Source organism: Micromonospora siamensis (assembly GCF_900090305.1).
Classification (GTDB): Bacteria; Actinomycetota; Actinomycetes; order Mycobacteriales; family Micromonosporaceae; genus Micromonospora; species Micromonospora siamensis.
On sequence record NZ_LT607751.1, the window covers coordinates 1,366,730 to 1,390,099 of the forward strand.

Here is a 23,370-nt window from a genome sequence, read left to right on the forward strand (position 1 = left end):
CCGGCGGCCCGCGGCGGCCCCGACCGGCGCGGCACCCGACCGGACCGGGCACCGGATGTCGGGTCCGGCGGCGGCGCCGCCGCCTAGCGTCGACGGCGACGAAGGAAAGGGGGAGCGGGTGCTGGAGCGGCTCAACGAGGCGATGGCCCACCTCGAACGCCACCTCGACCAGCGGGTCGACGTGGCCGACCTGGCCCGGATCGCCACGACGTCGGAGTACCACTTCCGGCGGATGTTCTCGGCGCTGGCCGGCATCCCGCTGTCGGAGTACGTCCGGCGTCGCCGGCTCACCGTCGCCGCCGCCGAGGTACTGGCCGGGGAGGCCACGCTGCTCGACATCGCGGTGCGGTACGGCTACGGCTCGGCGGAGGCGTTCGGCCGGGCGTTCCGCTCGGTGCACGGCGTCGGCCCCGGCGAGGCCCGGCGCACCGGCGCCACCCTGCGCTCGCAACCCCGGATGTCCTTCCGACTCGTCGTCGAAGGGAGCACCACCATGCGATACCGCGTCACCGACAAGCCCGACTTCCACCTGGTCGGCCGCAAGGCCCGGGTGCCGCTCGTGCACGAGGGGATGAACCCCGCCATCGTGGCGTTCGTCCGGAGCATCGACCGGGAGACGGTACGCCGGATCGAGGCGCTCTCCGACCAGGAACCGGCCGGGATCGTCAACGTCAGCGACGCCCTCGACGAGTCCCGCGCCGAGGGCACCGAGCTGGACTACTGGCACGGCGTGGTCACCTCGGCCGAGCCGCCGGCCGACCTGGACGCGATGCCGGTGGCGGCCGGCGCCTGGGCGGTCTTCGAGAGCTCGGGGGAGTTCCCGCAGGCCCTGCAACACCTCTGGCGGGACGTCTTCACCGAGTGGTTCCCGGCGAACCCTTACCGCAGCCGGCCGGGGCCGGAGCTGCTGCGGGCCCGGGTGTCGCCGGACGGCAGCCGGGCGGACGCGGAGCTGTGGATCCCGGTGGAGCGCGTGGCCGCCTGAGCGACCGTCGGCCGCGCCGGCAGTGGCCGGCACGGCCGCCGGTCGTAGCACGGTGACGGGGCCGAGCCCTGCGGGCAGTCGAAGATCATCTGTAGCATCCCGCCGTGAGTAATGCGATGTCGCCGACGGGGACCGACCAGGCGACGACAAAGGATCCGAGACCGAACTGGCCGTACGTCATTGCGATGGCCCTGCTGATCCTCCCGTGCTGCCTGGTGAACAATGAGACCGTCTATTCGGGCTCCGGGGGAGAGAACATCCTTCGGCTGATCGGCTTCCTCGTGCTGGCGCTGATCGTCGGGCTCACGATCGTCGGCAAGTGGGGCGGCCCGCACGACCACGCCCGCGAGGAAGAGGCGGCAGCGCCCTCACCGGTGGCGACCGCACTCGCCGCCGCACTCAGGGAGCTTGAGACGGAGACGGAGACGCCGGCCGCGCGGCCCGGTTCGGACGAGACCGATCCCGGGGATTCCTCGACCGGTCCGGCCTCGGGCGGGCAGGACGACCGAACCGGCGATCGGCCGACGCCTCCGGCGGTCACCGCGGACTTTCTGCGGACCGATCCCCGTACCGCCTGGGCCTACCGGCGGTACCTCGGGCAGCGGTCCCCGGCTGGCATACCGGAGGCCACCGGGCGGCGGCTGCTGGCCGCGGTGGAGCATGGCGACCACGTCGAGTTGTTCCTCGACGCCACCGCGCGGGAGAGCGCCAACCTGTTGGACGCCGTCGACTGGTCCCGGCGCGGCGCCGATCAGTTCGTGGCCGCCCGCACCCTGCGGGGCTGGATCCTCGTCGAGCGGGACGACGGTGTGCCGATCGTGCTGCCTGGCCCGGCCTGGTCGGGTCTCCGTGCCGGCACCAGCCGGAGCGCCCCGGCTTCGGACGTCGGCTGGGCCACGGTGCTGTCGACCCCCGACGGCCGGTCGTACGCGCTCAAGGTCTTTCTGGACGATCGGGACGGGGGCGATCTCAAAATCATCGAGCACGGCGCCGGCGAGGTGATCCTCCGGTTGCCGGAGGCGCAGGCGGTGCCGCCGATGCCGGATGTGACGGATCTGCCGGCCGACCTGTCCGCACAACCACCGGCCGTCCTGCCCGCCGACTGGCAGACCGCCGAGGAGATCGCCTGCACACACATGCGTGGCCTGGGCTTCCTCGACGCGGAGACCACCCGGGGTGGCCGGGACGGCGGACTGGACGTCCAGTCCGAGCGCGGGGTCGCCCAGGTCAAGATGCTGGCCCAGCCGGTGGGTGCGCCGCCCGTGCAGCAACTCCGGGGCACCCGGCCGAATGCCGCCTACCACCTCTTCTACTCGACCTCGGGATACACGTCGGCGGCGATCGCGGCCGCCGCTGAGATCGGGGTGGCGCTGTTCCGGATCGCGCCCACGGGCCAGGTCGGCGCGGTGAACGCGCCGGCGACCAGGCTGGCCCGCCACGGTGCGGCGGTCGACGGCGACCAGCAGGGCGCGGCCCGCCGTCGGTCGGTGGAGCGGCTGGTGGACGAGTACGCGGCCGAGGTCGTCGCGCGGGTGACCCGGGCGGTGGAGAACACCGATCGGAAGCGAGCCGTCGAGCACGCCCGCTATCCAGGCCAGGAGGACCGGCTGAACCGCTATCTCTTCCGCGCGCTGGACAACCTCACGGCTGAGCGGAGTTTCCCGTCAGCCCGCTCGGCGCTCGCCCACTACCACCACAGCGAACTGCTGGCGCACGTCTGGTTCCAGGAGCTCGGCATCCCGTACCCGGACGGCGGCGGCCGCTCGGAGCCGGAGACGTTGGAGTCGTACTACGGCTGACGGCGCCCGCCGGCCGGGAAGGGCGGCCGGGCCGGAGGCGTGGGTCACCACCAACCTGGGGGTGGTGACGACGGTCAGGGCCAGCTACGACGCCCGCTGAGGCGAAGTTCCGGAACCGGCGGAGTCTGGCGTGACCCGCCGAGATGGGGTAGGAACAGGGACGTCCCGTCAGGAGAGCGCTCTCTCATTTCCCCTGGCGACCCGCACCCCCACCGAACAGGCAGGCCGATGAGACCACTCGACCCCTCCCGTCGCCGTTTTCTCGCCCTCACCGCCTCGGCCGCGTCGCTGACCGCCCTCGGGCTGCCGGCCACGTCGGCCGCCGCGGCTCCCGCGACCACCGCCGCCGAGGGTGACCCGGACTTCGGCCCGAACGTCTTCGTGTACGACCCGACCACCCCGACCGCCGAGATCCAGGCCACCCTGGACCGGCTCTTCACCGCCCAGTACCGCAACGAGATGGGCAGCGAGCGGTACGCCGTGCTGTTCAAGCCCGGCCGGTACGAGGTGGACGCGAACCTCGGCTACTACACCACCGTCGCCGGCCTGGGCCGCCACCCCGACGACGTCGACATCCACGGCGCCGTACGCGTCATCGGCCAGCCCGACCCGAACGGGCACAACGGCATCTCCGCGCTGACCAACTTCTGGCGCTCGGCGGAGAACCTCGCGGTCACCCCGACCGGCTGGTCGAACCAGTGGGCGGTCTCCCAGGCGTCCCCGATGCGCCGGGTGCACATCAAGGGCATCCTTTTCCTTGAGCCGGACGCACAGGGTTACTCCAGCGGCGGCTTCCTCGCCGACTCCAAGGTGGACGGCGTCACCATCAACGGCTCCCAGCAGCAGTGGCTGACCCGGGACAGCGAGCTGGTCGGCGAGTGGACCAACGGGGTGTGGAACCAGGTCTTCTCCGGCGTGCTCGGCGCCCCGGCGCAGTCCTACCCGACCCCGCCGTACACCACCCTGCCGACCAGCCCGGTCACCCGCGAGAAGCCGTACCTCTTCGTCGACGAGGCCGGTCGCTGGCGGGTCGCCGTACCCGGCCTGCGGCACGACACCGCCGGCACCAGCTGGCACCTGACCAGCCCGTCGCTGCCGCTGAGCGACTTCTACATCGCCCGGCCCACCGACAGCGCCAAGCGGATCAACCAGGAGCTCTCCCGGCCCGGCCGGCACCTGCTGCTCACTCCGGGCGTCTACCGGCTGGACCGGGCGCTGCGGGTCAAGCACCCCGACACGATCGTGCTCGGCCTCGGCATGCCCAGCCTCGCCCCCACCACCGGCGACGCCGCGCTGCGGATCGCCGAGGTGGACGGCGTCCGGATCGCCGGGGTGCTGGTCGACGCGGGACCGGTCGAGTCCGAGGTGCTGGTCGAGGTCGGTGCGGCGCACGGCCGCCCGGCGAACCCCGCCAACCCCACCTCGCTGCACGACGTCTTCTTCCGGATCGGCGGCCCGGGGGTCGGCCGGGCCCGGACCAGCCTGGTGATCAACAGTGACCACACCATCGTCGACAACATCTGGGCCTGGCGCGGCGACCACGGCAAGGGCATCGGCTGGAACAGCAACACCGCCGACACCGGCGTGGTCGTCAACGGCGACGACGTGACCGCGTACGGGCTCTTCGTCGAGCACTACCAGCGGTACCAGACGATCTGGAACGGCGAGCGCGGCCGGACGATCTTCTACCAGAGCGAACTGCCCTACGACCCGCCGAGCCAGGCAGCCTGGAACAGCCCGACCGGGCGGGGCTGGGCCTCGTACAAGGTCGCCGACGGTGTCCGCGAGCACGAGGCGTGGGGGCTGGGCGTCTACTCGTACTTCAACCAGGGCGTCGACATCCGCTGCGAGCGGGGCATCGAGGTGCCCCGCCGGGCCGGGGTGCGGCTGCACGACATGGTGACCGTCTTCCTCGACGGCAGCGGCGGCATCGAGCACACCGTCAACGAGGCCGGCACCCCGGTCGTCGGTTCCTACGGCACCAGCCCGGTGGTCAGCTACCCCTGACGGGGGTGGGTAGCAGACCCCGGTGACGACGACGGCCGACGGGACCTCCCGCCGGCCGTCGTCATCGCCCCGGCCGCCCCCGTGCCGGCCGTGGTGGGTTAGCCGGCCAGCTGGTCGACGCGGCTGACCACCTGGTCGATCAGGCCGTACTCGCGGGCCTCCTCGGCGGTGAACCAGCGGTCCCGGTCCCAGTCGCGCTTGATCTCCTCGACCGTGCGGCCGCTGTGCCGGGCGATCAGCTCCTGCATGGTCCGCTTCACGTGCAGCATGTTCTCGGCCTGGATGTTGATGTCGGCCACCGTGCCGCCGAAGCCGCCGGACGGCTGGTGCATCAGGATCCGCGAGTGCGGGAGCGCGTAGCGCTTGCCCGCCGTGCCGGCGCAGAGCAGGAACTGCCCCATCGAGCCGGCGAGCCCGAGGGCCAGGGTGGCCACGTCGTTCTTCACGTACCGCATGGTGTCGTAGACGGCCATCCCCGCCGTGACCGAGCCGCCCGGCGAGTTGATGTAGAGCGTGATGTCCCGGTCGCTGTCCTCCGCCGCCAGCAGCAGGATCTGGGCGCAGATCTGGTTGGCCGAGTCGTCGGTGACCTCGGTGCCGAGGAAGACGATCCGCTCCCGCAGCAGGCGCTGGAAGACCTGGTCACCGAAGGTCGGCTGGCTGTCGTCCAACATCCGTACGCCGTCGAAGATCATCGCGACCACCTCCCGCGCCGGCGGGCGATCGACTCCGCCCGGGGACCGGCGCCTCCAGCCTGCGTCCGCCGGTGGCCGGGAGACCAGGATTTCTGCCCGCGGCAGATCCGCCGTGGGCAGAACCCCGCCGGCCTAGGCGGCGGTCAGCCGCCGCCGACGGGCCCGGGCCCGCCGCCGCGCCAGCATCGCCGAGGTACGCGGACCGGTGCGCCCGCCCGGGGCGGAGGCGGTCAGCCAGACCCGCAGGCCGGCCCCGCCCACCGGCGAGCCGAGCCGCCCGGCCGACCCGTCGCCCAGCGGCGCCCCGAGCCCGGCTGGCGACCCCACGCCGAACGGTGTGCCGAGGCGGGGCAGCGCGGCCACGACGTGCGGCATCGTTCCGGTCGGGTGCGGCGCCGGCGCGGCGAGATGCGACCGCGCCCCGGCGGGGTGGAAGCCGATCCGCACCGGCTGCCCGGCGGCGTCCTGGCCGGCGACGGGTAGCCGCCCGGCGGGCACCGCTCGCGGCCCGACCGACGTGGCCCCGGCCAGCCCGGCGCGGGGCGCGGCGGGAATCCGCGGTTCGACCCGCCGCAGGTCGTTGCGGGCCTCCTCGAGCAGGTCGGAGAGGCTGATCCCGAGCGCCCGGCAGATCGCCGCGAGCACCTCGGAGGAGGCCTCCTTGCGCCCGCGCTCGACCTCGGAGAGGTAGGGCAGGGACACCCCGGCGACCTCGGCCACCTCGCGCAGGGTGCGGCGCTGGCGCAGCCGGATCCGACGCAGCACCCCGCCGATCACCCGTCGCAGCAACGACATGGCCGCCTCACCTCCGCGCCTCGGCGTACCGGACACCCCCATCATGCCCGGAGCGGGCGGGCCGTGTCGGCCCTGCCGGTGCCGCCGGGCCACCCCGACGTGCGAAGCCCCGCGTACCCGCTATGTTGTGGTCGTGCAGGCGACGGCGGGGGAGCAGGTTCGACGGTGATCCATTTTCCCGCGCAGCGGCGAGGGCCGCTGAGCGCGCTCAGCCTGCGCCTGCTGGCCGCCCTGCTCCTGGTCCTGACCGTGGTAGGGGTGGTCTACCTCGACCGGGACGGCTACCGCGACGTCAACGAGGACGGCCTGACCCTCCTCGACTGCTTCTACTACGCGGTGGTCACCCTGTCGACCACCGGATACGGCGACATCACCCCGTTCACGCCGTCGGCCCGGCTGGTCAACGTCCTGTTCATCACCCCGGCCCGGGTGATCTTCCTGATCATCCTGGTCGGCACCACCCTGGAAGTCCTGACCGAGCAGTACCGGACCGGCCGTCGCCTGTCGCGGTGGAGGAGAACCGTGAAGGACCACGTCATCATCTGCGGCTACGGCACCAAGGGCCGCAGCGCGGTCTCCGCCCTGCTGGAGAACGGCCTGGACAAGTCCCGGATCGTGGTGGTGGAGCGCAGCGGCGCCGCCCTGCGCCAGGCCACCTCGGCCGGGCTGGTGGCGATCGAGGGCTCGGCGACCCGCTCGGCGGTGCTGGAGCAGGCGCACGTCCGGACCGCCAAGTCGGTGATCATCGCGACCGACAGCGACGACGCCTCGGTGCTGGTGGCGCTGACGGTCCGGCAGCTCACCGCCGGCCAGGTCCGGATCATCGCGGCGGTCCGCGAGGCGGAGAACGCCCCGCTGCTGCGGCAGAGCGGCGCGCACCACGTGATCGTCTCCTCGGCCACCGCCGGCCGGCTGCTCGGCCTCTCCACCTCGGCGCCGCCCCTGATCGACGTGGTGGAGGACCTGCTCACCCCCGGGCAGGGCATGGCCCTGGCCATGCGCTCCGCCGAGCGGCACGAGGTCGGCAAGTCCCCCCGGGAGCTGGAGTCGCTGGTCATCGCCCTGGTCCGGCGCGGCAAGGTGGTGACCCTGGCGGACAAGGCCGGCGCGACGGTGGAGACCGGCGACATGCTGGTGCACGTCCGCGACGACCGCCCCAGCTCGCCCGCCCCCACCGCCTGACGACGACCGAAGGCGGCCGTCCCGGGAACCGGGGACGGCCGCCTTCGTCGTGTCGCGTCGGGCCTAGAGGATCGTCCAGGTGTCGCCGCTGCCGAGCAGGGCGCCGAGCTGCTGCTCGGGGGTCTCGGTGACGGTGGCCCGGGCGCTGGCGACCTGCTCCTGCACCACCCGGTCGTAGGACGGGCGGCCCACCGACCGGAACACCCCGATCGGGGTGTTGCGCAGGTCCAGCCCGGGCAGCCGGGACAGCGCGAAGGCGTACGCCGGGTCGGTGACCGTCGCGTCGTGCACGACGATCTCCTCCGCCGGGGTGGCCGCCGTCTCGCGGACCTCCAGGCCGAAGCCGCCCGGCGGGTGGACGACGCAGAACTGCCCGTCCTTGCCGCCGACCTGGCTGTTCGGCTTGCCAGCTGCGCCGAAGACGATCGGCTGCCCGTGCTCCAGCCGGATCAGGAAGTCGTCCCGGGTCGCCGGCTCCTTGAGCTGGTCGAAGGCGCCGTCGTTGAAGATGTTGCAGTTCTGGTAGATCTCCACGAACGCCGAGCCCTCGTGCTGGGCGGCGGCCCGCAGCACCGACTGGAGGTGCTTGCGGTCGCTGTCGATGGTGCGGGCGACGAAGGTGGCCTCCGCGCCCAACGCCAGCGAGAGCGGGTTGAACGGAGCGTCCGCCGAGCCCACCGGGGTCGACTTGGTGATCTTGCCGACCTCGGAGGTGGGCGAGTACTGCCCCTTGGTCAGGCCGTAGATCCGGTTGTTGAACAGCAGGATCTTCAGGTTGACGTTGCGGCGCAGCGCGTGGATCAGGTGGTTGCCGCCGATGGAGAGCGCGTCACCGTCGCCGGTCACCACCCAGACCGACAGGTCCGGCCGGGACACCGACAGGCCGGTGGCGATCGCCGGGGCGCGACCGTGGATCGAGTGCATCCCGTACGTGTTCATGTAGTACGGGAAGCGCGACGAGCAGCCGATCCCGGAGATGAAGACCGTGTTCTCCCGGGGGATGTTCAGCTCCGGCATGAACTGCTGGACGGCGGCCAGAATCGCGTAGTCGCCGCAGCCGGGGCACCAGCGCACCTCCTGGTCGGACTTGAAGTCCTTGGCGGTGAGCTTGAGGGCGACGGGCTCAGACATTCTTCAGGACCTCTTCCAGCATCGTCTCCAGCTCGGCGGCCGTGAACGGCAGACCGCGGACCTGGTTGTAGCCGATCGCGTCGACCAGGTACTTCGCCCGGATCACGTGGGCGAGCTGGCCGAGGTTCATCTCGGGGATGACCACCCGGTCGTACGAGCGCAGCACCTCGCCGAGGTTGGCCGGCATCGGCGACAGGTGCCGCAGGTGCGCCTGGGCGACGGAGAGGCCGCGCTGGCGCAGCCCACGGCAGGCCGCCCCGATCGGGCCGTACGTCGAGCCCCAGCCGAGCACCAGCACCCGGGCGTCGCCGTCCGGGTCCTCGACCTCGACCTCCGGCACCGGGATCGTCTCGATCCGCGCCGCCCGGGTACGCACCATGAAGTCGTGGTTCGCCGGGTCGTACGAGATGTCACCGGTCTTGTCGGCCTTCTCCAGGCCGCCGATCCGGTGCTCCAGCCCCGGGGTGCCCGGCACGGCCCACGGCCGGGCCAGCGTCTCCGGGTCGCGCAGGTAGGGCAGGAAGGTGGTGCCGTCCTCGCCGTTGGGTGCGGTGGCGAACTCGACGCGCAGGTCGGGCAGGCTCTCCACGTCGGGCAGCAGCCACGGCTCGGAGCCGTTCGCGACGTAGTTGTCCGACAGCAGGATCACCGGGGTGCGGTAGGTCAGCGCGATCCGGGCCGCCTCCAGGGCCGCGTGGAAGCAGTCCGACGGCGACTTCGGGGCGATCACCGCGACCGGGGCCTCGCCGTGCCGGCCGTTCAGGGCCATGTTCAGGTCGGCCTGCTCGGTCTTGGTCGGCATGCCGGTGGACGGCCCGGCCCGCTGCACGTCGACGATGACCAGCGGCAGCTCCAGCGCCACCGCGAGGGAGATCGTCTCGCTCTTGAGCGCCACGCCGGGGCCGCTGGTGGTGGTGACGCCGAGCGAGCCGCCGTACGACGCGCCCAGGGCGGCGCCGACCGCGGCGATCTCGTCCTCGGCCTGCATGGTGACGACGCCGAACTTCTTGTGCTTGCTCAGCTCGTGCAGGATGTCCGACGCCGGGGTGATCGGGTAGGCGCCCAGGAAGACCGGCAGGCCGGAGCGTACCCCGGCGGCCACCAGGCCGAGCGAGAGCGCCTGGTTGCCGGTGATGTTCCGGTAGGTGCCCGGGTGCATCTTGGCCGGCTTGACCTCGTACCGGACGGCGAAGTCCTCGGTGGTCTCGCCGAAGTTCCAGCCGGCCTTGAAGGCGGCCACGTTCGCGGCGACCAGCTCGGGCCGGGCGGCGAACTTGCGCTCCAGGAAGCGCAGCGTCGAGGCGTACGGCCGGGAGTACATCCAGGAGAGCAGGCCGAGGGCGAACATGTTCTTCGCCCGCTCGGCGTCCTTCTTGGACACGTCCTGGTCGGCGAGGGCGCCGACGGTCATCGAGGTGAGCGCCACCGGGTGGACCACATAGCCGGCGAGCGAGTCGTCGTCCAGCGGGCTGGTCTGGTAGCCGACCTTGGCCAGGTTGCGGCGGGTGAACTCGTCGGTGTTGACGATGATGTCCGCCCCGCGCGGCAGGTCGGCCAGGTTGGCCTTGAGCGCGGCCGGGTTCATCGCCACCAGCACGTTCGGCGCGTCGCCGGGGGTGAGGATGTCGTAGTCGGCGAAGTGCACCTGGAAGCTCGACACGCCCGGCAGGGTGCCGGCGGGGGCGCGGATCTCGGCCGGGAAGTTCGGCAACGTGGAGATGTCGTTGCCGAGCTGCGCGGTCTCCGAGGTGAACCGGTCGCCGGTCAACTGCATGCCGTCGCCGGAGTCACCGGCGAACCGGATGACGACCCGGTCCAGTTGACGGATCTGCTTGGTCACTGTGCCACCTTCGCGTGCCCGGTCACGAGCCCTCCCTGACGCGCCGCTGCGCCCGGTCCACCAGATGACTGGGCCGGCCCGCTTGGATTTCTGCTTCAAAGCCTACGTCGAACGGTCTGGGCGACTCCCCAGGAGGCCCGAGGAGCGAGACACTATTACGCGGCTATTTGTCGGATTATGTGTTGATTAGAACCGGCCGCCGTAATTCAGATCACCGAGGTCCGCCGGTGGCCGGGTCAGCGTGGCGTCAGTCGGTGGCCGCCGGGGCGGACTCGGCCGACGGGTCGGTGAACCGCCGGCGCAGCGAGGTGGTGGCCAACCCGAGGGCCAGCGCCACCAGCAGCGCGGAGACCGCGATCAGCGCCAGCGCGGTGTGCTGGCCGGAGAACCCCTGGCCGTCGCTACCGTCCCGCTGGCCCGCCGCGGCCAGCACGCCCTGCGAGCCGGTCGGGGCCGGGGTGGCCACCGGCGGGGTCGCCAGGGCCGCCGCCGCGGTGATCCGGAAGCTCATCTGCATCTGCCGGGTCCGCCCGTTGCGCGGGTCGAGCTGGCCGGCGACCGCGCCGGCCAGCGGGCTGAGCCGCTGCGCCTGCGGCGTCGCGGCCACGGTGAGCCGCAACTCGGTCCCGCTGCCGGCCGCCACCGTCCCGGTGTCGCACCGGGTACGCCCCGACCCCGCGTCCACACAGCCCGGCGGCAGCGTCGACACGGTCACCCCGGCCGGCAGGGTCACCTCGATCCGGCCCTTCGCGTCGGCCTTGCCGGTGTTGCCCAGTCGCACCGCCAGCACGGCCGGGTCGCCGCTGATGTCGAAGGCCGGCGGGTCGGCGCGCAGCGAGATGCCGGGCACCGGCGGGCCGGGCGGGAACAGCACCGCGAAGCCCTCGTCGTCGACGGCCGTGCCGCTGACCGAGGGCGCCCGCCCGACGACCCGTACCGCGCCGCTGAGCGGCATCGAACGCCAGGCGTCGCCGCTGACCCGCACCCGGACCAGGGCGCTGAACCGGGCCCCGGGGGCGGTCGTCCACTCGCCACAGCGGTAGCCGCCACCGCCGGCCGGGGCGCAACCCGGCGTACCGGCGTCGGTCAGGCCGGCCGGCAGCGTGTAGCCGAGGCGGATCTGCTCGGTCACGGTGCCGGTGTTCGCCACCGTGACGCGGAGGCTGGTCACCGTCCGGTCGGCGTTCCAGTAGGCCGGGGTGAGCACCACGTCGCCGGTGCTCACCGCGACGCCGACCTGCCCCTGCGGTTGCTGGCCAGGAGCGGCCGGCGGGGCGGCCGGCGCCCCCGGGGGCACACCGGGGGCCGCGGGCGACCCGCCGGGAACCGCGGGCGGCGTTCCCGGGACCGCGGGCGGGACGACCGGCGGCGGGGCCGGGGCCTTGGCGGTGGGGGAGGTGGTGGTCGGCGCCGGTACGCCCGGAGCCGGCGCGGTCGTGGTGCTGGTCGGGGCCGGGGCCGGGGCGGTGGTCGTGGTGGTGGGCGCCGGGGCCGGCGCGGTGGTCTCCGGGGGCGGGGCCACCGTGGGCGGGGCCGTGGTCGGCTCCGGGGCGCTCGTGGTGGTGGTCGGGTCGGGATCGCTCGTGGTGGTGGTCGGATCGGGCACCGGATCCGTGGCCGGGTCGGTGACCACCTCACCCGGGTCGGTGGCGGCGGTGACGACGCCGGTCACGGTCGGCGCGGCCGTCGCCCAACCGGGCGCCGCCGCGGTCGCGGCGAGCACACCGGCGGCGAGGGCCGCCGCCAGCAGCGGCGCGGTGCGCCGACCACCGGCCCGGGCGACCGGGCGTACGTCCACGCGGGCCATCTGTCCTCCGTGACTCTGGGTGAGCTTTCCATGTTCGTCAAAACTTGCCCTGCGGCACTAGTCCCTGCGGGGAAACAAATCCGTAACGTGTCCGGATCGCTGCGCTCTCCGGCACGGTAGGCTGACCGATCGTGACCGGTTACCTGGGCTCTTACGCGACGCTCGGGCTGCTGCTGCTCGCCAGCGTCCTCTTCTTCGTTACGGCGTTCTCGGCCAACCGGTTGTTACGCCCTGCCCGTCCGGCCGATCCCGCCGGCAAGCGGGCGACGTACGAATGCGGGCTCGACCCGGTCGGCGGCGACTGGGCGCAGGTCCAGATCCGTTACTACGTGTATGCGTTCTTCTACGTCTTGTTCGCGGTGGAGGCGGTCTTCCTCTTCCCTTGGGCGGTGGTCTTCGACCGGCCCGGGTTCGGGCTGGTGACCGTGGTCGAGATGGGGATCTTCGTCGGCGTGCTGGCGCTCGGCATCCTCTACGCCTGGCGGCGCAACGTCCTGCGCTGGACCTGACCGGGCTCTCCGGTCGACCGCTCAGGCCAGGCCGCGGCGGGTCACCGCCGGCGGCCGGTCGCCCCGGATCGACGCCACCATGTCCAGCACCCGCCGGGTCGGCGCGACCTGGTGGGCGCGGAACACCTGGGCGCCCAGCCAGGCCGAGACCGCGGTGGCGGCGAGGGTGCCCTCCAACCGCTCGGCCACCGGCAGGTCCAGCGTCTCGCCGATGAAGTCCTTGTTGGAGAGCGCCACCAGCAGCGGCCAGCCGGTGCCGGCGAGCTCGCCGAGGCGGCGGGTGATCTTCAGCGAGTGCCGGGTGTTCTTGCCGAAGTCGTGCGCCGGGTCGATCAGGATCCCGTCGGCGCGTACGCCGAGGGAGACCGCGCGCTCGGCGAGCCCGGTCACCGTCGCGACCACGTCGCCCACCACGTCGTCGAAGGCGGCCCGGTGCGGCCGGGTCCGCGGCGCCAGCCCACCCGCGTGCGAACAGACCAGCCCCGCGCCGGTCTCGGCCGCCACCCGGGCGAGCGCCGGGTCGGCCCCGGACCAGGTGTCGTTGAGCAGGTCCGCGCCGGCCGCGACGGCCTCCACCGCCACCTCGGCCCGCCAGGTGTCGATCGAGATCACCACGTCGGGGAAGGCGGCCCGGACGGCGGCGATGGTGTCCACCGTGCGCCGGATCTCCTCGGCCACGTCGACCTCGTCGCCCGGCCCGGCCTTGACCCCGCCGATGTCGATGATCGCCGCGCCCTCGGTGACCGCCCGGTCGACCGCGCGCAGGGCACTGTCCGCGGCGAAGGTCGCCCCCCGGTCGAAGAAGGAGTCCGGGGTGCGGTTGACGATCGCCATCACCACCAGCTCGCCCGGTGGGAACGTCCGCCCACCGAGCCGAAGCGCGCCGGCCATCCCGCCTCCTGCCGTTCCGTCCGCCGTCGACCGGGTCGCCGGCCGCCCCCGACGCTAACCGGTCGGGCACCGGGCGGCACCGCCGGAGCGCCCGTCGCCGCGGCTCGCCGATCGGTACGGGTGGTGGGGTCGCTCCGGGCCGATCCGCATGCCACGATCTCTGTATGGGTCACGTTCTGCTCCTCCTGGTCGTCGCGCTGACCGTCGCGGCGGTGGTGTTCGGGGTGACCGTGCTGGTCTCCGGCCGCGATCCCGGCCTGGCGCCGGCCGAACCGGACGGGCACGCGATCCCGCTGCCGGCCGCCCGCCCGCTGCGCGAGTCCGACGTCGGTGCGGTCCGGTTCGACACCGCGGTGCGCGGCTACCGGATGGCGCAGGTCGACCAGGCGCTGCGCCGGGCGGCGTACGACATCGGCTACAAGTCCGAGCTGATCGACGTGCTGGAGGCCGAGGTCAAGGCCCTGCGGGAGGGGCGGACCGTCGAGGCCGACGCGCTGCGTCAGGCCCGCGAGCAGGCCGCCGCCGCGGTCCCGGCGGAGTCCCCGACCACGGGACCGGACGGACCGGTCGCCGGGGAGCCCGTGTCCACGGCGGGCGGGGACCGCGCGGTGACGGTCACCGCCGCCGACCCGGTCACGGTCCCGCCACCCACCGCGCCCTCCGTCGACCGTTCCGACATCGACCCGACCCGGGACCCGGAGCCGCCCGCGCCGGGGGACGCCGAGTCGCCCGTGCTGCGGGACGCCGAGTCGCCCGTGCTGCGGGACGCGGCAGCGCCGGTGGAGGTGGCCGGGGAACCCACCGGCGAGCCGGACCCGGCGGCTGCCGGGCACCGGGACATCGCGGCGACCGGGCGTCCGGACGGGCCGGTGTCCGAGGCCTCGGAGGCGGACCTGGACGGCGCCGGGCGTACCGACGCGGTGGTCCGCTCGGAGTCCCGATGACCGGGCCCGAAGGCGCGGACGACCTGCGCGAGGCCGCCCAACCCGGCGCCGGGGAGGTGACCGCCACGGTGATCGTGAACGCCCCCGCCGAGCGGGTCTTCGCCGCGCTCACCGCCTGGGAGCGGCAGTCGGACTGGATCCCGTTCACCACGGTCCGGGTGGTGGAGGGCGACGGTGGCGAGGGCAGCCTGGTCGAGGCGGTCACCGCCATCGGCCCGGCGGCGCTGCGCGACGAGATGCGGGTGGTCCGGGTGGACGCCCCGTACGAGGTCGGTGTGGTGCACTGCGGCAAGCTGCTGCGCGGCCCCGGTGTGCTGCGCTGCACCCCGATGGAGCGGGACCGCACCCAGGTGGTCTGGCACGAGTGGTTCCACCTGCCGGGTGGGTCGGCCGGTCGGGTCGCCTGGCCGCTGCTCTGGCCCGGTTCGAAGTTCAGCCTCACCCAGGCGCTGAAGAAGTTCGGCCGGCTGGTGGAGCAGGGCCGGCTGCCCTGACCGTCCCGCCGGCTGCCCCGACCTTGCCGCCGGCTGTCGGTGGGGCCGCCTACCGTGGACGCCGTGACTGACCTGGTGACCGGCGCGGACGGGCTGCCCCGCTGCGCCTGGGGGGCGAGCACCCCCGACTACGCCGCCTACCACGACGACGAGTGGGGTCGGCCGCTGCACGGCGACGACGCCCTCTACGAGCGGCTGACCCTGGAGGCGTTCCAGTCCGGGCTGTCCTGGCTGACCATCCTGCGCAAGCGGCCGGCGTTCCGGCTGGCCTTCGACGAGTTCCGGATCGAGGCGGTCGCTGGCTACGGCGAGGCGGACGTGGCCCGGCTGCTCGCCGACGCCGGCATCGTGCGCAACCGGGCCAAGATCGAGGCGGCGCTGGCGAACGCCCGGGCCGCGCTGGAGCTGCCCGACGGGCTCTCCGCGCTGCTCTGGTCGTACGCGCCACCGGCCCGGGCCACCCGGCCGGCGTCGTTCGCTGACGTGCCGGCGCTCACCCCGGAGTCCACCGCGCTGGCCAAGGCGCTCAAGAAGCGCGGCTTCCGCTTCGTCGGCCCGACCACCGCGTACGCGCTGATGCAGGCCACCGGGATGGTCGACGACCACCTCGCCGGCTGCCACGTGCCGCCGGCCGCGGCACGGACGTGACGCGGGTGGCCCGACGGTGGCGTGCCGGGTCGGCGGGCGGCCCGGCGTGATGGGATGGCAGGCATGACCGACACCGACCAGCGGGTCACCACCGCGACCGACACCGACGGCAGCCCCGCGCCCGGCCCGGGTGCCTGGGCCGTGCTGCTGCCCCCCGGCCGGTACGACGCGGAGCGGCTCGTCCACCACGACGCGCTGGAGCTGACCGGCCTGGGCGAGGCCGCCCTGCCGCGCCCCGGTGACCGGGTGGCGGTGCTCGCCGACGCGCCACTCCGGCTGGTGGCGCTGGGCCGGGTCTCCCCGGCGACCGGTGACCGGCAGGACGCCCCCGAGGATCCGGAGTCCGAGCCGGGTCCGGTCGAGCTGGTGGTGGCGTACACCCGGCGGGCGTTCGACGCGCCCGTGCCGGTCGACGGGCTGGCCCTGACCGGGCCGGTCACCGCGCTGGACGAGGCCGCCTGGCGGGAACTGGTCGACCGGCTGGGTCCGCCGCCGCGGCGCCGGTCCTGGCTGGTCAGCCTGGACCTGCCGATCGAGGCGGCCTCCCCGGCCGAGGCGGTCGGCCTGTTCTGGTCGTACGTCCAGGAGTTGGGCCCCCGCGAGCTGCCGGCCTTCGTCTCCCCGTCCGGCGACGAGCTGGCCATGCAGGCGTTCGTGCTGGGCGAGGCGGCCAACCAGGATCCTGAAGAGGACGACTGAGCCCCGGTTCCCCGGGTTACGGTGCGAAGGACGGCCGGCGTCGGTCGCCGGCCGCGCACGAGGGAGATCCGATGCGGTTCCAGGACAAGGTCGCGTTCGTCACCGGCGGCGCCTCCGGGCTCGGCGCCGCCGCGGCCCGGCGGTTCGCCGCCGAGGGCGCGAAGGTCGTGATCGCCGACATCAACCGCGAGGGTGCGGCGCAGGTCGCGGCGGAGCTGCCGGACGCCCTGGCGGTCACCATGGACACCGGCGAGGCCGCCTCGGTGGAGCAGGGCATCGCCGACGCGATGCAGCGCTACGGCCGACTCGACGTGATCTTCAACAACGCCGGGATCGACGGGCAGCAGCAGCCGCTGCACGAGATGGAGATCGGGAACTGGGAGCGGGTCCGCCGGATCAACGGCGACGGCGTCTTCTACGTGCTCAAGTTCGGCATCGAGGCGATGCTGCGCGGCGGCGGGGGCGGGGGCGCCATCGTGAACACGTCGTCGACCACCGGCCTGGCCGCCCAGGAGAACATCTCCCCGTACACCTTCACCAAGGCCGGGATCGTCGGCCTGACCCGCTCGGCGGCGATCGAGTACGCGGCCCGCGGCATCCGGGTCAACGCGGTCGCGCCCACGGTGGTGATGACCCCGCTGGTGGAGCACTTCATCGACACCGCGCCCGACCCGGGTCAGATGCGTCGCCAGATGGAGTCGTTCAACCCGAAGCCGGGCATCCCCACCCCCGACGACGTGGCCGGCGTGGTCCTCTTCCTCGCCTCCGACGACGCCGCCTGGATCACCGGCCACACCATCCCGATCGACGGCGGCTACGTCGCCCGCTGACCCGTCGAGATCCGCTCAACCACCCGGGAGATGCTGCCTCACCCGCGCGGGAGGCAGCATCTCCCGTGGAGTCGCCGGGCCGGTCCCGACGGGCGTCAGCGGCCCTCGAAGGTGGGCTTCTGCTTGTTGACGAAGGACATCGTGGCCGCCTTGTGGTCGGCGGTGGTGCCGCAGATCGCCTGGGCCTGGGCCTCGGCGGCCAGGGCGTCGGCGAGGGTGCCGGCGTCGGCGATGGAGAGCTGCCGCTTGATCGCCCCGTACGCGACGGTCGGGCCGGCGGCGAGCCGGGCGGCCAGCTCCTGCGCGGTGGGCAGCACCTGCTCGTCGTCGTCGACCAGCGTGTTGAGCAGGCCCAGCCGGCACGCCTCCTCGGCCGGCACCGGCTCGGCGAGCATCAGCAGCTCGACGGCCTTGGCGTGGCCGACCAGCCGGGGCAGCGTCCACGAGGCGCCGGTGTCGGCGGCCAGGCCCACCCCGGCGAACGCCATCAGGAACCGGGTCTTCGGGCCGCCGATCCGGAAGTCGGCGAGGAAGGCCAGCGAGGCGCCCGCGCCGGCGGCCATGCCCCGGACGGCGGCGACGACCGGCTTCGGCAGGCTCGCCAGCCTTGCCGCGATCGGGTTGTAGTGCGCGGCGACGGTGTCCAGCGGGTTGGCGGTGGCCGACTGGAGGGTCTGCACGTGCTCGCGCAGGTCCTGCCCCGCGCTGAACGAGCCGCCGGCGCCGGTGAGCACCACCGCCCGGCAGGAGCGGTCGGTCTCCAGCTCGGCCAGGACGTCCCGGAGGGCCTCCTTGAGCGCCACGTCGAGGGAGTTCATCGCCGTGGGGCGGTTGAGGGTCAGGGTCACCACGGCGTCGGTGCGGTCGACGAGCAGCGGCTCGGTCACTTTCTAACGACCCTTCTGTCGGGCGGTGCGGTTGGCGGCGTCGAGGCACTGCTCGACGTACCGGTCGGCGGCCGGCCGGAGCCGGGCCGCGTGCCGGTCGAAGAAACTGGCCGCGGCGGTGCCGGGCCAGCGCTCCGGGAGCAGCGCCGGGGGCAGCTGCGGGTCCCGGAAGAGGAAGGTACGCCACGCGTGCACCAGCCGGAACCGGGCCGCGTACGCCTCCTCGTCGCCGCTGCGCACCGTCACCGCGGAGAGCAGCGGGCGCTGCTCGGCGACGAAGCGTTCGTACGCCTGGCCGATCTCGGTGAGGTCCCAGGCCCGCCGGACGACGCCCATCGCCCCCGCCGTGCCGGCGTGGTGGGCGGCGGTGAACCGTTCGTACGGCACGCCGGCCTCGGAGAGGAGCAGGTCGACGTCCTCGGCCGGGCGGGTGGCCACCCAGGTCTGCTCGTCGAGGGTGCCGTAGCCGAGGAAGCTCAGGTTGGCGGCGAGCCGCTGCCGCTCGCGTCGGGTGGTGGGGGCCTGGAGGACCAGGAGGTCGAACCGGCCGTCCCAGCTGACCCGGCCGGTGCGGTAGATCCGGGCGGCCGCCTCGTCGAGTCGCCGGGCGGCTTTCGGTGTGATCGAATATCCCGGTCCGGAGGCCAGCCGGAGGGGGTCGAGCCAGCCCTGGCGGACCATCCGGGAGACCGCGGTGCGTACCGCCGGAGGGGCGATCCCGAGCGGCGACAGCAGCTTGACCAGGGCGGCGACCGGTGCCCGGCCACCCCTCGGCCGGAGGTGGTCGCCGTACAGGTCGAAGAGTGCCGACCGTGCCTGCATGACCGCACATTGTGACAGGCCTTCTCAAGATAAGCTAGATGCTGTTACATCAATGCTGCTTCGGTTTGGGTCCGGCGGTGTTCATCAGGGAAAATCGTTGGTCGACACCCCCGCGAAGGCTGCGGCGGTTATGGCGAAGAGGCTGTGGGGCAACCCACCGACCCTGGTGTAGGTCTGAGGGGAGACAACATGGCGGCGATGAAGCCGCGGACGGGCGACGGTCCGCTGGAAGTCACCAAGGAGGGCCGCGGCATCGTCATGCGGGTCCCGCTGGAGGGTGGTGGCCGGCTCGTCGTCGAGATGACTCCCGACGAGGCCAACGCGCTCGGTGACGCGCTGAAGGCAGCTGCCGGCTGACCGACGGCCGGCCCGGGCGGCAGCCGTCGTCCGGAACCGTTTCGTCAATCCCTGAGCCACCGGCGACGCCGGTGGCTCAGGGCCTTCGCACATCCATGGCGGGGCCGTCCGGCGCCCGCTCCACGATCTTTTCGGAGGTACGGTCCAGCGTGCTGGCGATCCGTCTGGTAACCGGGCCCGACCGGCTCGACACCCTCGTCCTGCCCGTCCGACCGGGCGGGCCGGCCGACGGCGACGCCCCGGCCGAGCTGGTGCCGACCCCGTCGGCGCTCCCCGACGACGTGCTGGCCGAGGCCGCCGCGCTGATCCCCGCCGCCCGGCTGACCGGGCGACCCGGTGAGGCCCGGGAGCACCTGCGGCCGACCCGTACCCCGCAGCGGCTGCTGCTGCTCGGTGTCGGCGACGGCGACGAGGCCGGCTGGCGGACCGCGGGGGCGGCGCTGGCCCGCGCCGCCCGGGCCGAGGCCCGGCTCGTCGTGGCGCTGCCCGAGGACGCCCCGGCCGCGGTCCGCGGGCTGGCCGAGGGGCTGCTGCTCGGCTCGTACCGGTTCCGGCTCACCGAGGCCGGCGAGGCGCCCGCGCTGCGCGACGTGGACCTGCTGGTGGCCGACGTCGAGGCGTACCGGCCGGTGCTCGAGGTGGCCCGGACGACCGCCGAGATGACCCGGCTGGCCCGGGACCTGACCAACATGCCCTCCTCGGTCAAGGACCCGGAGTGGTTCGCCGCCCAGGTCGAGGCCGCCGTGTCCGGCACGCCGGACCTGCACCTGCGGGTCCGGGAGCCGGACGAGCTGGCCACCGAGGGCTTCGGCGGCATCCTGGCGGTCGGCAACGGCTCGGCCAGCGGGCCCCGCCTGGTCGAGCTGGACTGGCGACCGGCCGACGCCCGTACCCACGTGGTCCTGGTCGGCAAGGGCATCACCTTCGACACCGGCGGCATCTCGATCAAGCCGCGGGACGCCATGAAGCTGATGCGCAAGGACATGGCCGGCGCCGCCGCCGTGGTGGCCGCCACCCTCGGCGCAGCGGCCCTGAAGCTGCCGGTACGCGTCACCACGCTCACCCCGCTGGCCGAGAACATGGTCAGCGGCTCGGCCTTCCGTCCCGGCGACATCATCCGGCACTACGGCGGGCTGACCAGCGAGAGCACCAACTCCGACGCCGAGGGCCGACTGGTTCTCGCCGACGCCCTGGCGTACGCCGTCGCCGAGCTGCGCCCGGACCTGCTGGTGGACCTGGCCACCCTGACCGGGGCGAACGCGGTGGCGCTCGGCAAGCGCACCGGCGCGCTCTACAGCGACAACGACGAGCTGGCCGAGCAGCTGCTGACCGCGATCGCGGCGGCCGGCGAGTCGGCCTGGCGGATGCCGTTGCCGGCGGACTACGTCGAGCACCTCGGCAGCGAACTGGCCGACCTGCACAGCTCCCCGAGCGCCGGGGCGGGCTCGGTGACGGCCGCGCTCTTCCTCCGCGAGTTCACCGGCGACCTGCGGGACCGCTGGGTGCACGTGGACATGTCCGCCCCGTCCTGGGCCGACGGCGACGCCGCCGAGCTGACCAAGGGGGCCACCGGGTGGGGCGTCCGCGGCCTGCTCCGCTGGCTCGCGACCCTGACCTGACCCACCCGCCCCCACCCCGCAGCGACCCCACCCGCGGCGCCTTCGCCACGATCGCGCTCGATCCTGGATCCAGTGGTTTCGGACATCCGCCGATGCGACTCTTTCCTTGATTGAGCGCGATCTTGCGGGCCGGGGGCCGGGGGCCGGGGCGGGGGCGGGGGTCAGGGGCGGGTCAGCACTTGACGGCGACGAGCAGGCCGTGGCCCACCGGGAGCAGGGCCGGCACCCAGTGCTCGGACTCCCGGATCGCCTTGATCGTCTCGCGCAGGGTCACCGTCTCGACGTCGCGGGCGGCCGGGTCGCCGATCCGGCCACCGGCCAGCGCGCCGTTGAGGGCGAGCACGCCCCCGGGCCGCAGCAGACGCAACGCGGCGTCGACGCAGGCGGTGAACCCGGTCACCTCCGCGTCGACGAAGACCAGGTCGTACGCCCCGTCGGCGAGCCGGGGCAGGACGTCCAGCGCCCGCCCGGTGATGATCCGGGTACGGCCGGACGGGAATCCGGCCTCCACGAAGATGCGGCGCGCGATCCGCTGGTGCTCCACCTCGACGTCGATGGTGGTGAGCACCCCGTCGGCGCGCATGCCGCGCAGCAGCCAGACGCCGCTGACGCCGGTGCCGGTGCCGATCTCCACCACCGCCCGGGCGTTGCCGGCGGCGGCGAGCAGCCGCAACGCGGCCCCGGCACCCGGGGTCACCGCGTCGACGCCGACCTCCCGGGCCAGGCTGCGGGCGGTGCGCAGCACCAGGTCCTCGGTGACGTACGACTCGGCGAACTGCAGCGCCTGGGCCATCGAGCTGCCGGAATTGGCGACCGTGGCGATGGGACACCTCCGGACGGCGGGAGAGTGGTGCGAGGGGCGGGTTGGCGCTATGAGCGTAGAGCGGGCGTCGCAGGCGTGCAGCCGCGCGTCCGCCGTCGGCGATCACGGCGGGCAACCGGTGACTCCACTCGGGGCATTCGTGCAATCCTGGATGCGGTATCCCGACGGTCGCGGCCGCGCCGGCTCCGTCCGGCGTCGTGGCGTACGGGATCCGGGGATGGACTGGGAGGGCACCGACGTGACCGACGGCTGGGACTGGCGCCGGCCCGGGGGAAGTCCGGCACCGGCGGGACAGCCGGTGCCCGGGACGCCACCGGCCGGTACGCCGACGGCGATGGGCGCCGGGGGCGACGCGACGTCACCGTGGTGGTCGGACGCGTTGGCCGACCCGTGGCGGGACCCGTACGCCCCGACGGCGGTGCTGCTGCCCCCACCGCCCCCGAGCGGGTCGGCGGAGCCCGAGCCGGTGACCGACCCCGACGCCCCGCGCCGGTCCAACCTGCGCCAGGCGCTGGTCATCCCCTTGATCGCCGCGCTGCTGGCCGGTGCCCTCGGTGGGGCGCTGGGGTACGCCTTTGCGGTCCGGGCCGGTGCCGGAGCGGCGGTGACCCTGGGCACCCCGGCCTCGGCGCCCGCCCTGGCCCAGCGCAAGCCGGAGTCGCTGGCCGGGGTGGCCGAACGGGTGCTGCCCAGCGTGGTGACGGTCCGGGTGACCAGCCTCGGCGGCACGAGTGAGGGTTCCGGCTTCGTCGCCAGCGCCGACGGGCACGTCATCACCAACGACCACGTGGTCTCCGGCGGGGTCGGCAAGGCGTCGGTGATCTTCAACGACGGCAGCTCGGCGCCGGCCACCGTGGTGGGGCAGGATCCCGAGTCGGACATCGCTGTGATCAAGGTCTCCCGCAGCGGTCTCAAGCCGGTCGAGTTCGGCGACTCCGACGCGCTGGCCGTCGGCGACCCGGTGCTGGCGATCGGCTCGCCGCTCTCGCTGGCCAACACGGTCACCGCCGGCATCGTCAGCGCCCTGGACCGCACCATGCAGGCCGGTGAGCCGGGCGGGCCGACCCGCTACTACGCGGCGATCCAGACCGACGCGGCGGTCAACCACGGCAACTCGGGCGGCCCGCTGGTGGACGGGGCCGGGCGGGTGGTCGGCGTGAACTCGACGATCAAGTCGCTGGTCGCCGACGGGCAGGAGGCCGGCAACATCGGCCTCGCCTTCGCCATCCCGATCAACCAGGCGAAGCGGATCACCCAGGACATCATCGGCACCGGCAAGGCCCGGCGTACGGTGATCGGCGCCCAGGTCGGCGGGCCCGGCGTGACCAGCGGCGACGGCGTACGCCTGGCGGCGGTGGAGCCGTCCGGGCCGGCGGCCGGGGCGGGCCTGCGGGCTGGTGACGTCATCCTGCGGCTCAACGGTCGACCGATGAGCGAGCCGACCGACCTGATCGCCCTGGTCCGCAAGTTCGCCCCGGGATCCGTGGTGACCGTCGAGTACCGGCGCGGTTCGTCGAAGCAGAACGCCTCGGTGACCCTCGCCGCAGATGCCAAGTGAGCACCCCTCACCCCTTGCCCTGGGGCCGTCCCACGTGCGTAGTCTTTC

Annotated in this window: 22 protein-coding genes; 13 read left to right on the forward strand and 9 right to left on the reverse strand. The window is 73.7% G+C overall.

The features are described from left to right. Positions 1-118: 118 nt before the first annotated feature. The 3 genes from GA0074704_RS06355 (at position 119) to GA0074704_RS06365 (ending at position 4,791) form a co-directional block, all read left to right on the forward strand. Complete coding sequence (locus tag GA0074704_RS06355; RefSeq protein WP_088969632.1) at positions 119-985, forward strand: AraC family transcriptional regulator; 867 nt, start codon at positions 119-121, stop codon at positions 983-985. A gap of 215 nt (positions 986-1,200) precedes the next feature. Next, positions 1,201-2,784, forward strand: coding sequence for a restriction endonuclease (locus GA0074704_RS06360; protein ID WP_172880448.1), 1,584 nt, complete (start codon positions 1,201-1,203; stop codon positions 2,782-2,784). A 228-nt stretch (positions 2,785-3,012) separates the two neighbouring features. After that, positions 3,013-4,791 carry an adenylyl cyclase gene (locus GA0074704_RS06365; RefSeq protein WP_088969634.1) on the forward strand — a complete coding sequence of 593 codons (1,779 nt, stop codon included), beginning with the start codon at positions 3,013-3,015 and terminating at the stop codon, positions 4,789-4,791. Positions 4,792-4,889: 98 nt separating this feature from the next. Here the strand turns inward: GA0074704_RS06365 and GA0074704_RS06370 are convergent, their stop codons facing one another. Together GA0074704_RS06370 and GA0074704_RS06375 are read right to left on the reverse strand one after the other, a co-directional pair. Next, positions 4,890-5,486 carry a ClpP family protease gene (locus tag GA0074704_RS06370; RefSeq protein WP_088973491.1) on the reverse strand — a complete coding sequence of 199 codons (597 nt, stop codon included), beginning with the start codon at positions 5,484-5,486 and terminating at the stop codon, positions 4,890-4,892. 132 nt (positions 5,487-5,618) lie between these two features. Then, entirely contained in the window at positions 5,619-6,281 is a 663-nt protein-coding gene (locus GA0074704_RS06375) for a helix-turn-helix domain-containing protein (protein ID WP_088969635.1), read from the reverse strand. Between the two features lie 165 nt (positions 6,282-6,446). Between GA0074704_RS06375 and GA0074704_RS06380 the strand changes: the two genes are divergently transcribed. Next, positions 6,447-7,463: a potassium channel family protein gene (locus GA0074704_RS06380; RefSeq protein ID WP_088969636.1), complete on the forward strand. Its 1,017-nt coding sequence runs from the start codon at positions 6,447-6,449 to the stop codon at positions 7,461-7,463. A 63-nt stretch (positions 7,464-7,526) separates the two neighbouring features. Here the strand turns inward: GA0074704_RS06380 and GA0074704_RS06385 are convergent, their stop codons facing one another. The 3 genes from GA0074704_RS06385 to GA0074704_RS06395 all read right to left on the reverse strand — a co-directional run bounded on the left by GA0074704_RS06385 (position 7,527) and on the right by GA0074704_RS06395 (position 12,241). Further along, positions 7,527-8,594: a 2-oxoacid:ferredoxin oxidoreductase subunit beta gene (locus GA0074704_RS06385; RefSeq protein WP_088969637.1), complete on the reverse strand. Its 1,068-nt coding sequence runs from the start codon at positions 8,592-8,594 to the stop codon at positions 7,527-7,529. Further along, positions 8,587-10,434: a 2-oxoacid:acceptor oxidoreductase subunit alpha gene (locus tag GA0074704_RS06390; RefSeq protein ID WP_088969638.1), complete on the reverse strand. Its 1,848-nt coding sequence runs from the start codon at positions 10,432-10,434 to the stop codon at positions 8,587-8,589. The genes GA0074704_RS06385 and GA0074704_RS06390 overlap by 8 nt, the downstream gene beginning before the upstream one ends. 247 nt (positions 10,435-10,681) lie before the next feature. After that, complete coding sequence (locus tag GA0074704_RS06395; RefSeq protein WP_088969639.1) at positions 10,682-12,241, reverse strand: hypothetical protein; 1,560 nt, start codon at positions 12,239-12,241, stop codon at positions 10,682-10,684. Positions 12,242-12,372: 131 nt separating this feature from the next. Here GA0074704_RS06395 and GA0074704_RS06400 point away from each other — a divergent pair, with 131 nt between their 5' ends. Continuing rightward, positions 12,373-12,750 carry an NADH-quinone oxidoreductase subunit A gene (locus tag GA0074704_RS06400; RefSeq protein ID WP_088969640.1) on the forward strand — a complete coding sequence of 126 codons (378 nt, stop codon included), beginning with the start codon at positions 12,373-12,375 and terminating at the stop codon, positions 12,748-12,750. Positions 12,751-12,771: 21 nt separating this feature from the next. On the opposite strand, the gene folP is transcribed toward GA0074704_RS06400, so the two are convergent. Next, complete coding sequence (folP, locus tag GA0074704_RS06405) at positions 12,772-13,641, reverse strand: dihydropteroate synthase (RefSeq protein WP_088969641.1); 870 nt, start codon at positions 13,639-13,641, stop codon at positions 12,772-12,774. 164 nt (positions 13,642-13,805) lie between these two features. Here folP and GA0074704_RS29850 point away from each other — a divergent pair, with 164 nt between their 5' ends. From GA0074704_RS29850 to GA0074704_RS06430, 5 genes are all read left to right on the forward strand, one after another. Next, positions 13,806-14,585, forward strand: coding sequence for a DivIVA domain-containing protein (locus GA0074704_RS29850; protein WP_377471207.1), 780 nt, complete (start codon positions 13,806-13,808; stop codon positions 14,583-14,585). Next, complete coding sequence (locus GA0074704_RS06415; protein WP_088969642.1) at positions 14,582-15,079, forward strand: SRPBCC family protein; 498 nt, start codon at positions 14,582-14,584, stop codon at positions 15,077-15,079. Before GA0074704_RS29850 ends, GA0074704_RS06415 begins: the two co-directional genes overlap by 4 nt. A 63-nt stretch (positions 15,080-15,142) precedes the next feature. Beyond that, entirely contained in the window at positions 15,143-15,727 is a 585-nt protein-coding gene (locus GA0074704_RS06420) for a DNA-3-methyladenine glycosylase I (protein WP_088973492.1), read from the forward strand. A gap of 63 nt (positions 15,728-15,790) precedes the next feature. Then, positions 15,791-16,426 (forward strand): ribonuclease H family protein, encoded by a 636-nt coding sequence (locus tag GA0074704_RS06425; RefSeq protein WP_088969643.1) that lies wholly within the window; start codon positions 15,791-15,793, stop codon positions 16,424-16,426. A 71-nt stretch (positions 16,427-16,497) separates the two neighbouring features. Continuing rightward, positions 16,498-17,256 carry an SDR family NAD(P)-dependent oxidoreductase gene (locus GA0074704_RS06430; protein WP_088969644.1) on the forward strand — a complete coding sequence of 253 codons (759 nt, stop codon included), beginning with the start codon at positions 16,498-16,500 and terminating at the stop codon, positions 17,254-17,256. Between the two features lie 95 nt (positions 17,257-17,351). Here the strand turns inward: GA0074704_RS06430 and GA0074704_RS06435 are convergent, their stop codons facing one another. Together GA0074704_RS06435 and GA0074704_RS06440 are read right to left on the reverse strand one after the other, a co-directional pair. After that, a complete protein-coding gene (locus tag GA0074704_RS06435; protein WP_088969645.1) occupies positions 17,352-18,143 on the reverse strand; it encodes an enoyl-CoA hydratase/isomerase family protein in 792 nt (263 codons plus the stop codon). A gap of 3 nt (positions 18,144-18,146) precedes the next feature. Then, on the reverse strand, positions 18,147-18,965 hold the full coding sequence (locus tag GA0074704_RS06440) for a PaaX family transcriptional regulator (protein ID WP_088969646.1): 819 nt from the start codon (positions 18,963-18,965) through the stop codon (positions 18,147-18,149). 189 nt (positions 18,966-19,154) lie between these two features. On the opposite strand from GA0074704_RS06440, the gene GA0074704_RS06445 reads away from it, so the two are divergent. Beyond that, the gene (locus GA0074704_RS06445; protein ID WP_007455245.1) at positions 19,155-19,322 is read left to right on the forward strand and encodes a DUF3117 domain-containing protein; all 168 of its coding nucleotides are present in this window, start codon (positions 19,155-19,157) and stop codon (positions 19,320-19,322) included. A gap of 149 nt (positions 19,323-19,471) precedes the next feature. Next, the gene (locus GA0074704_RS06450) at positions 19,472-20,941 is read left to right on the forward strand and encodes a leucyl aminopeptidase family protein (RefSeq protein ID WP_088973493.1); all 1,470 of its coding nucleotides are present in this window, start codon (positions 19,472-19,474) and stop codon (positions 20,939-20,941) included. Between the two features lie 172 nt (positions 20,942-21,113). Here the strand turns inward: GA0074704_RS06450 and GA0074704_RS06455 are convergent, their stop codons facing one another. After that, a complete protein-coding gene (locus GA0074704_RS06455; protein ID WP_088969647.1) occupies positions 21,114-21,734 on the reverse strand; it encodes an O-methyltransferase in 621 nt (206 codons plus the stop codon). A 268-nt stretch (positions 21,735-22,002) separates the two neighbouring features. On the opposite strand from GA0074704_RS06455, the gene GA0074704_RS06460 reads away from it, so the two are divergent. Continuing rightward, positions 22,003-23,322 carry a S1C family serine protease gene (locus GA0074704_RS06460; RefSeq protein ID WP_088973494.1) on the forward strand — a complete coding sequence of 440 codons (1,320 nt, stop codon included), beginning with the start codon at positions 22,003-22,005 and terminating at the stop codon, positions 23,320-23,322. Positions 23,323-23,370: the final 48 nt, after the last annotated feature.

Excerpts from the sequence above, each read along its gene's own strand:
- GA0074704_RS06395 (WP_088969639.1), bottom strand. The coding sequence starts at position 12,241 with ATGGCCCGCGTGGACGTACGCCCGGTCGCCCGGGCCGGTGGTCGGCGC.
- GA0074704_RS06385 (WP_088969637.1), bottom strand. The coding sequence starts at position 8,594 with ATGTCTGAGCCCGTCGCCCTCAAGCTCACCGCCAAGGACTTCAAGTCC.
- GA0074704_RS06415 (WP_088969642.1), top strand. The coding sequence starts at position 14,582 with ATGACCGGGCCCGAAGGCGCGGACGACCTGCGCGAGGCCGCCCAACCC.
- GA0074704_RS06370 (WP_088973491.1), bottom strand. The coding sequence starts at position 5,486 with ATGATCTTCGACGGCGTACGGATGTTGGACGACAGCCAGCCGACCTTC.
- GA0074704_RS06445 (WP_007455245.1), top strand. The coding sequence starts at position 19,155 with ATGGCGGCGATGAAGCCGCGGACGGGCGACGGTCCGCTGGAAGTCACC.
- GA0074704_RS06430 (WP_088969644.1), top strand. The coding sequence starts at position 16,498 with ATGCGGTTCCAGGACAAGGTCGCGTTCGTCACCGGCGGCGCCTCCGGG.
- GA0074704_RS06455 (WP_088969647.1), bottom strand. The coding sequence starts at position 21,734 with ATGGCCCAGGCGCTGCAGTTCGCCGAGTCGTACGTCACCGAGGACCTG.
- GA0074704_RS06440 (WP_088969646.1), bottom strand. The coding sequence starts at position 18,965 with ATGCAGGCACGGTCGGCACTCTTCGACCTGTACGGCGACCACCTCCGG.
- folP (WP_088969641.1), bottom strand. The coding sequence starts at position 13,641 with ATGGCCGGCGCGCTTCGGCTCGGTGGGCGGACGTTCCCACCGGGCGAG.
- GA0074704_RS29850 (WP_377471207.1), top strand. The coding sequence starts at position 13,806 with ATGGGTCACGTTCTGCTCCTCCTGGTCGTCGCGCTGACCGTCGCGGCG.
- GA0074704_RS06375 (WP_088969635.1), bottom strand. The coding sequence starts at position 6,281 with ATGTCGTTGCTGCGACGGGTGATCGGCGGGGTGCTGCGTCGGATCCGG.
- GA0074704_RS06425 (WP_088969643.1), top strand. The coding sequence starts at position 15,791 with ATGACCGACACCGACCAGCGGGTCACCACCGCGACCGACACCGACGGC.
- GA0074704_RS06365 (WP_088969634.1), top strand. The coding sequence starts at position 3,013 with ATGAGACCACTCGACCCCTCCCGTCGCCGTTTTCTCGCCCTCACCGCC.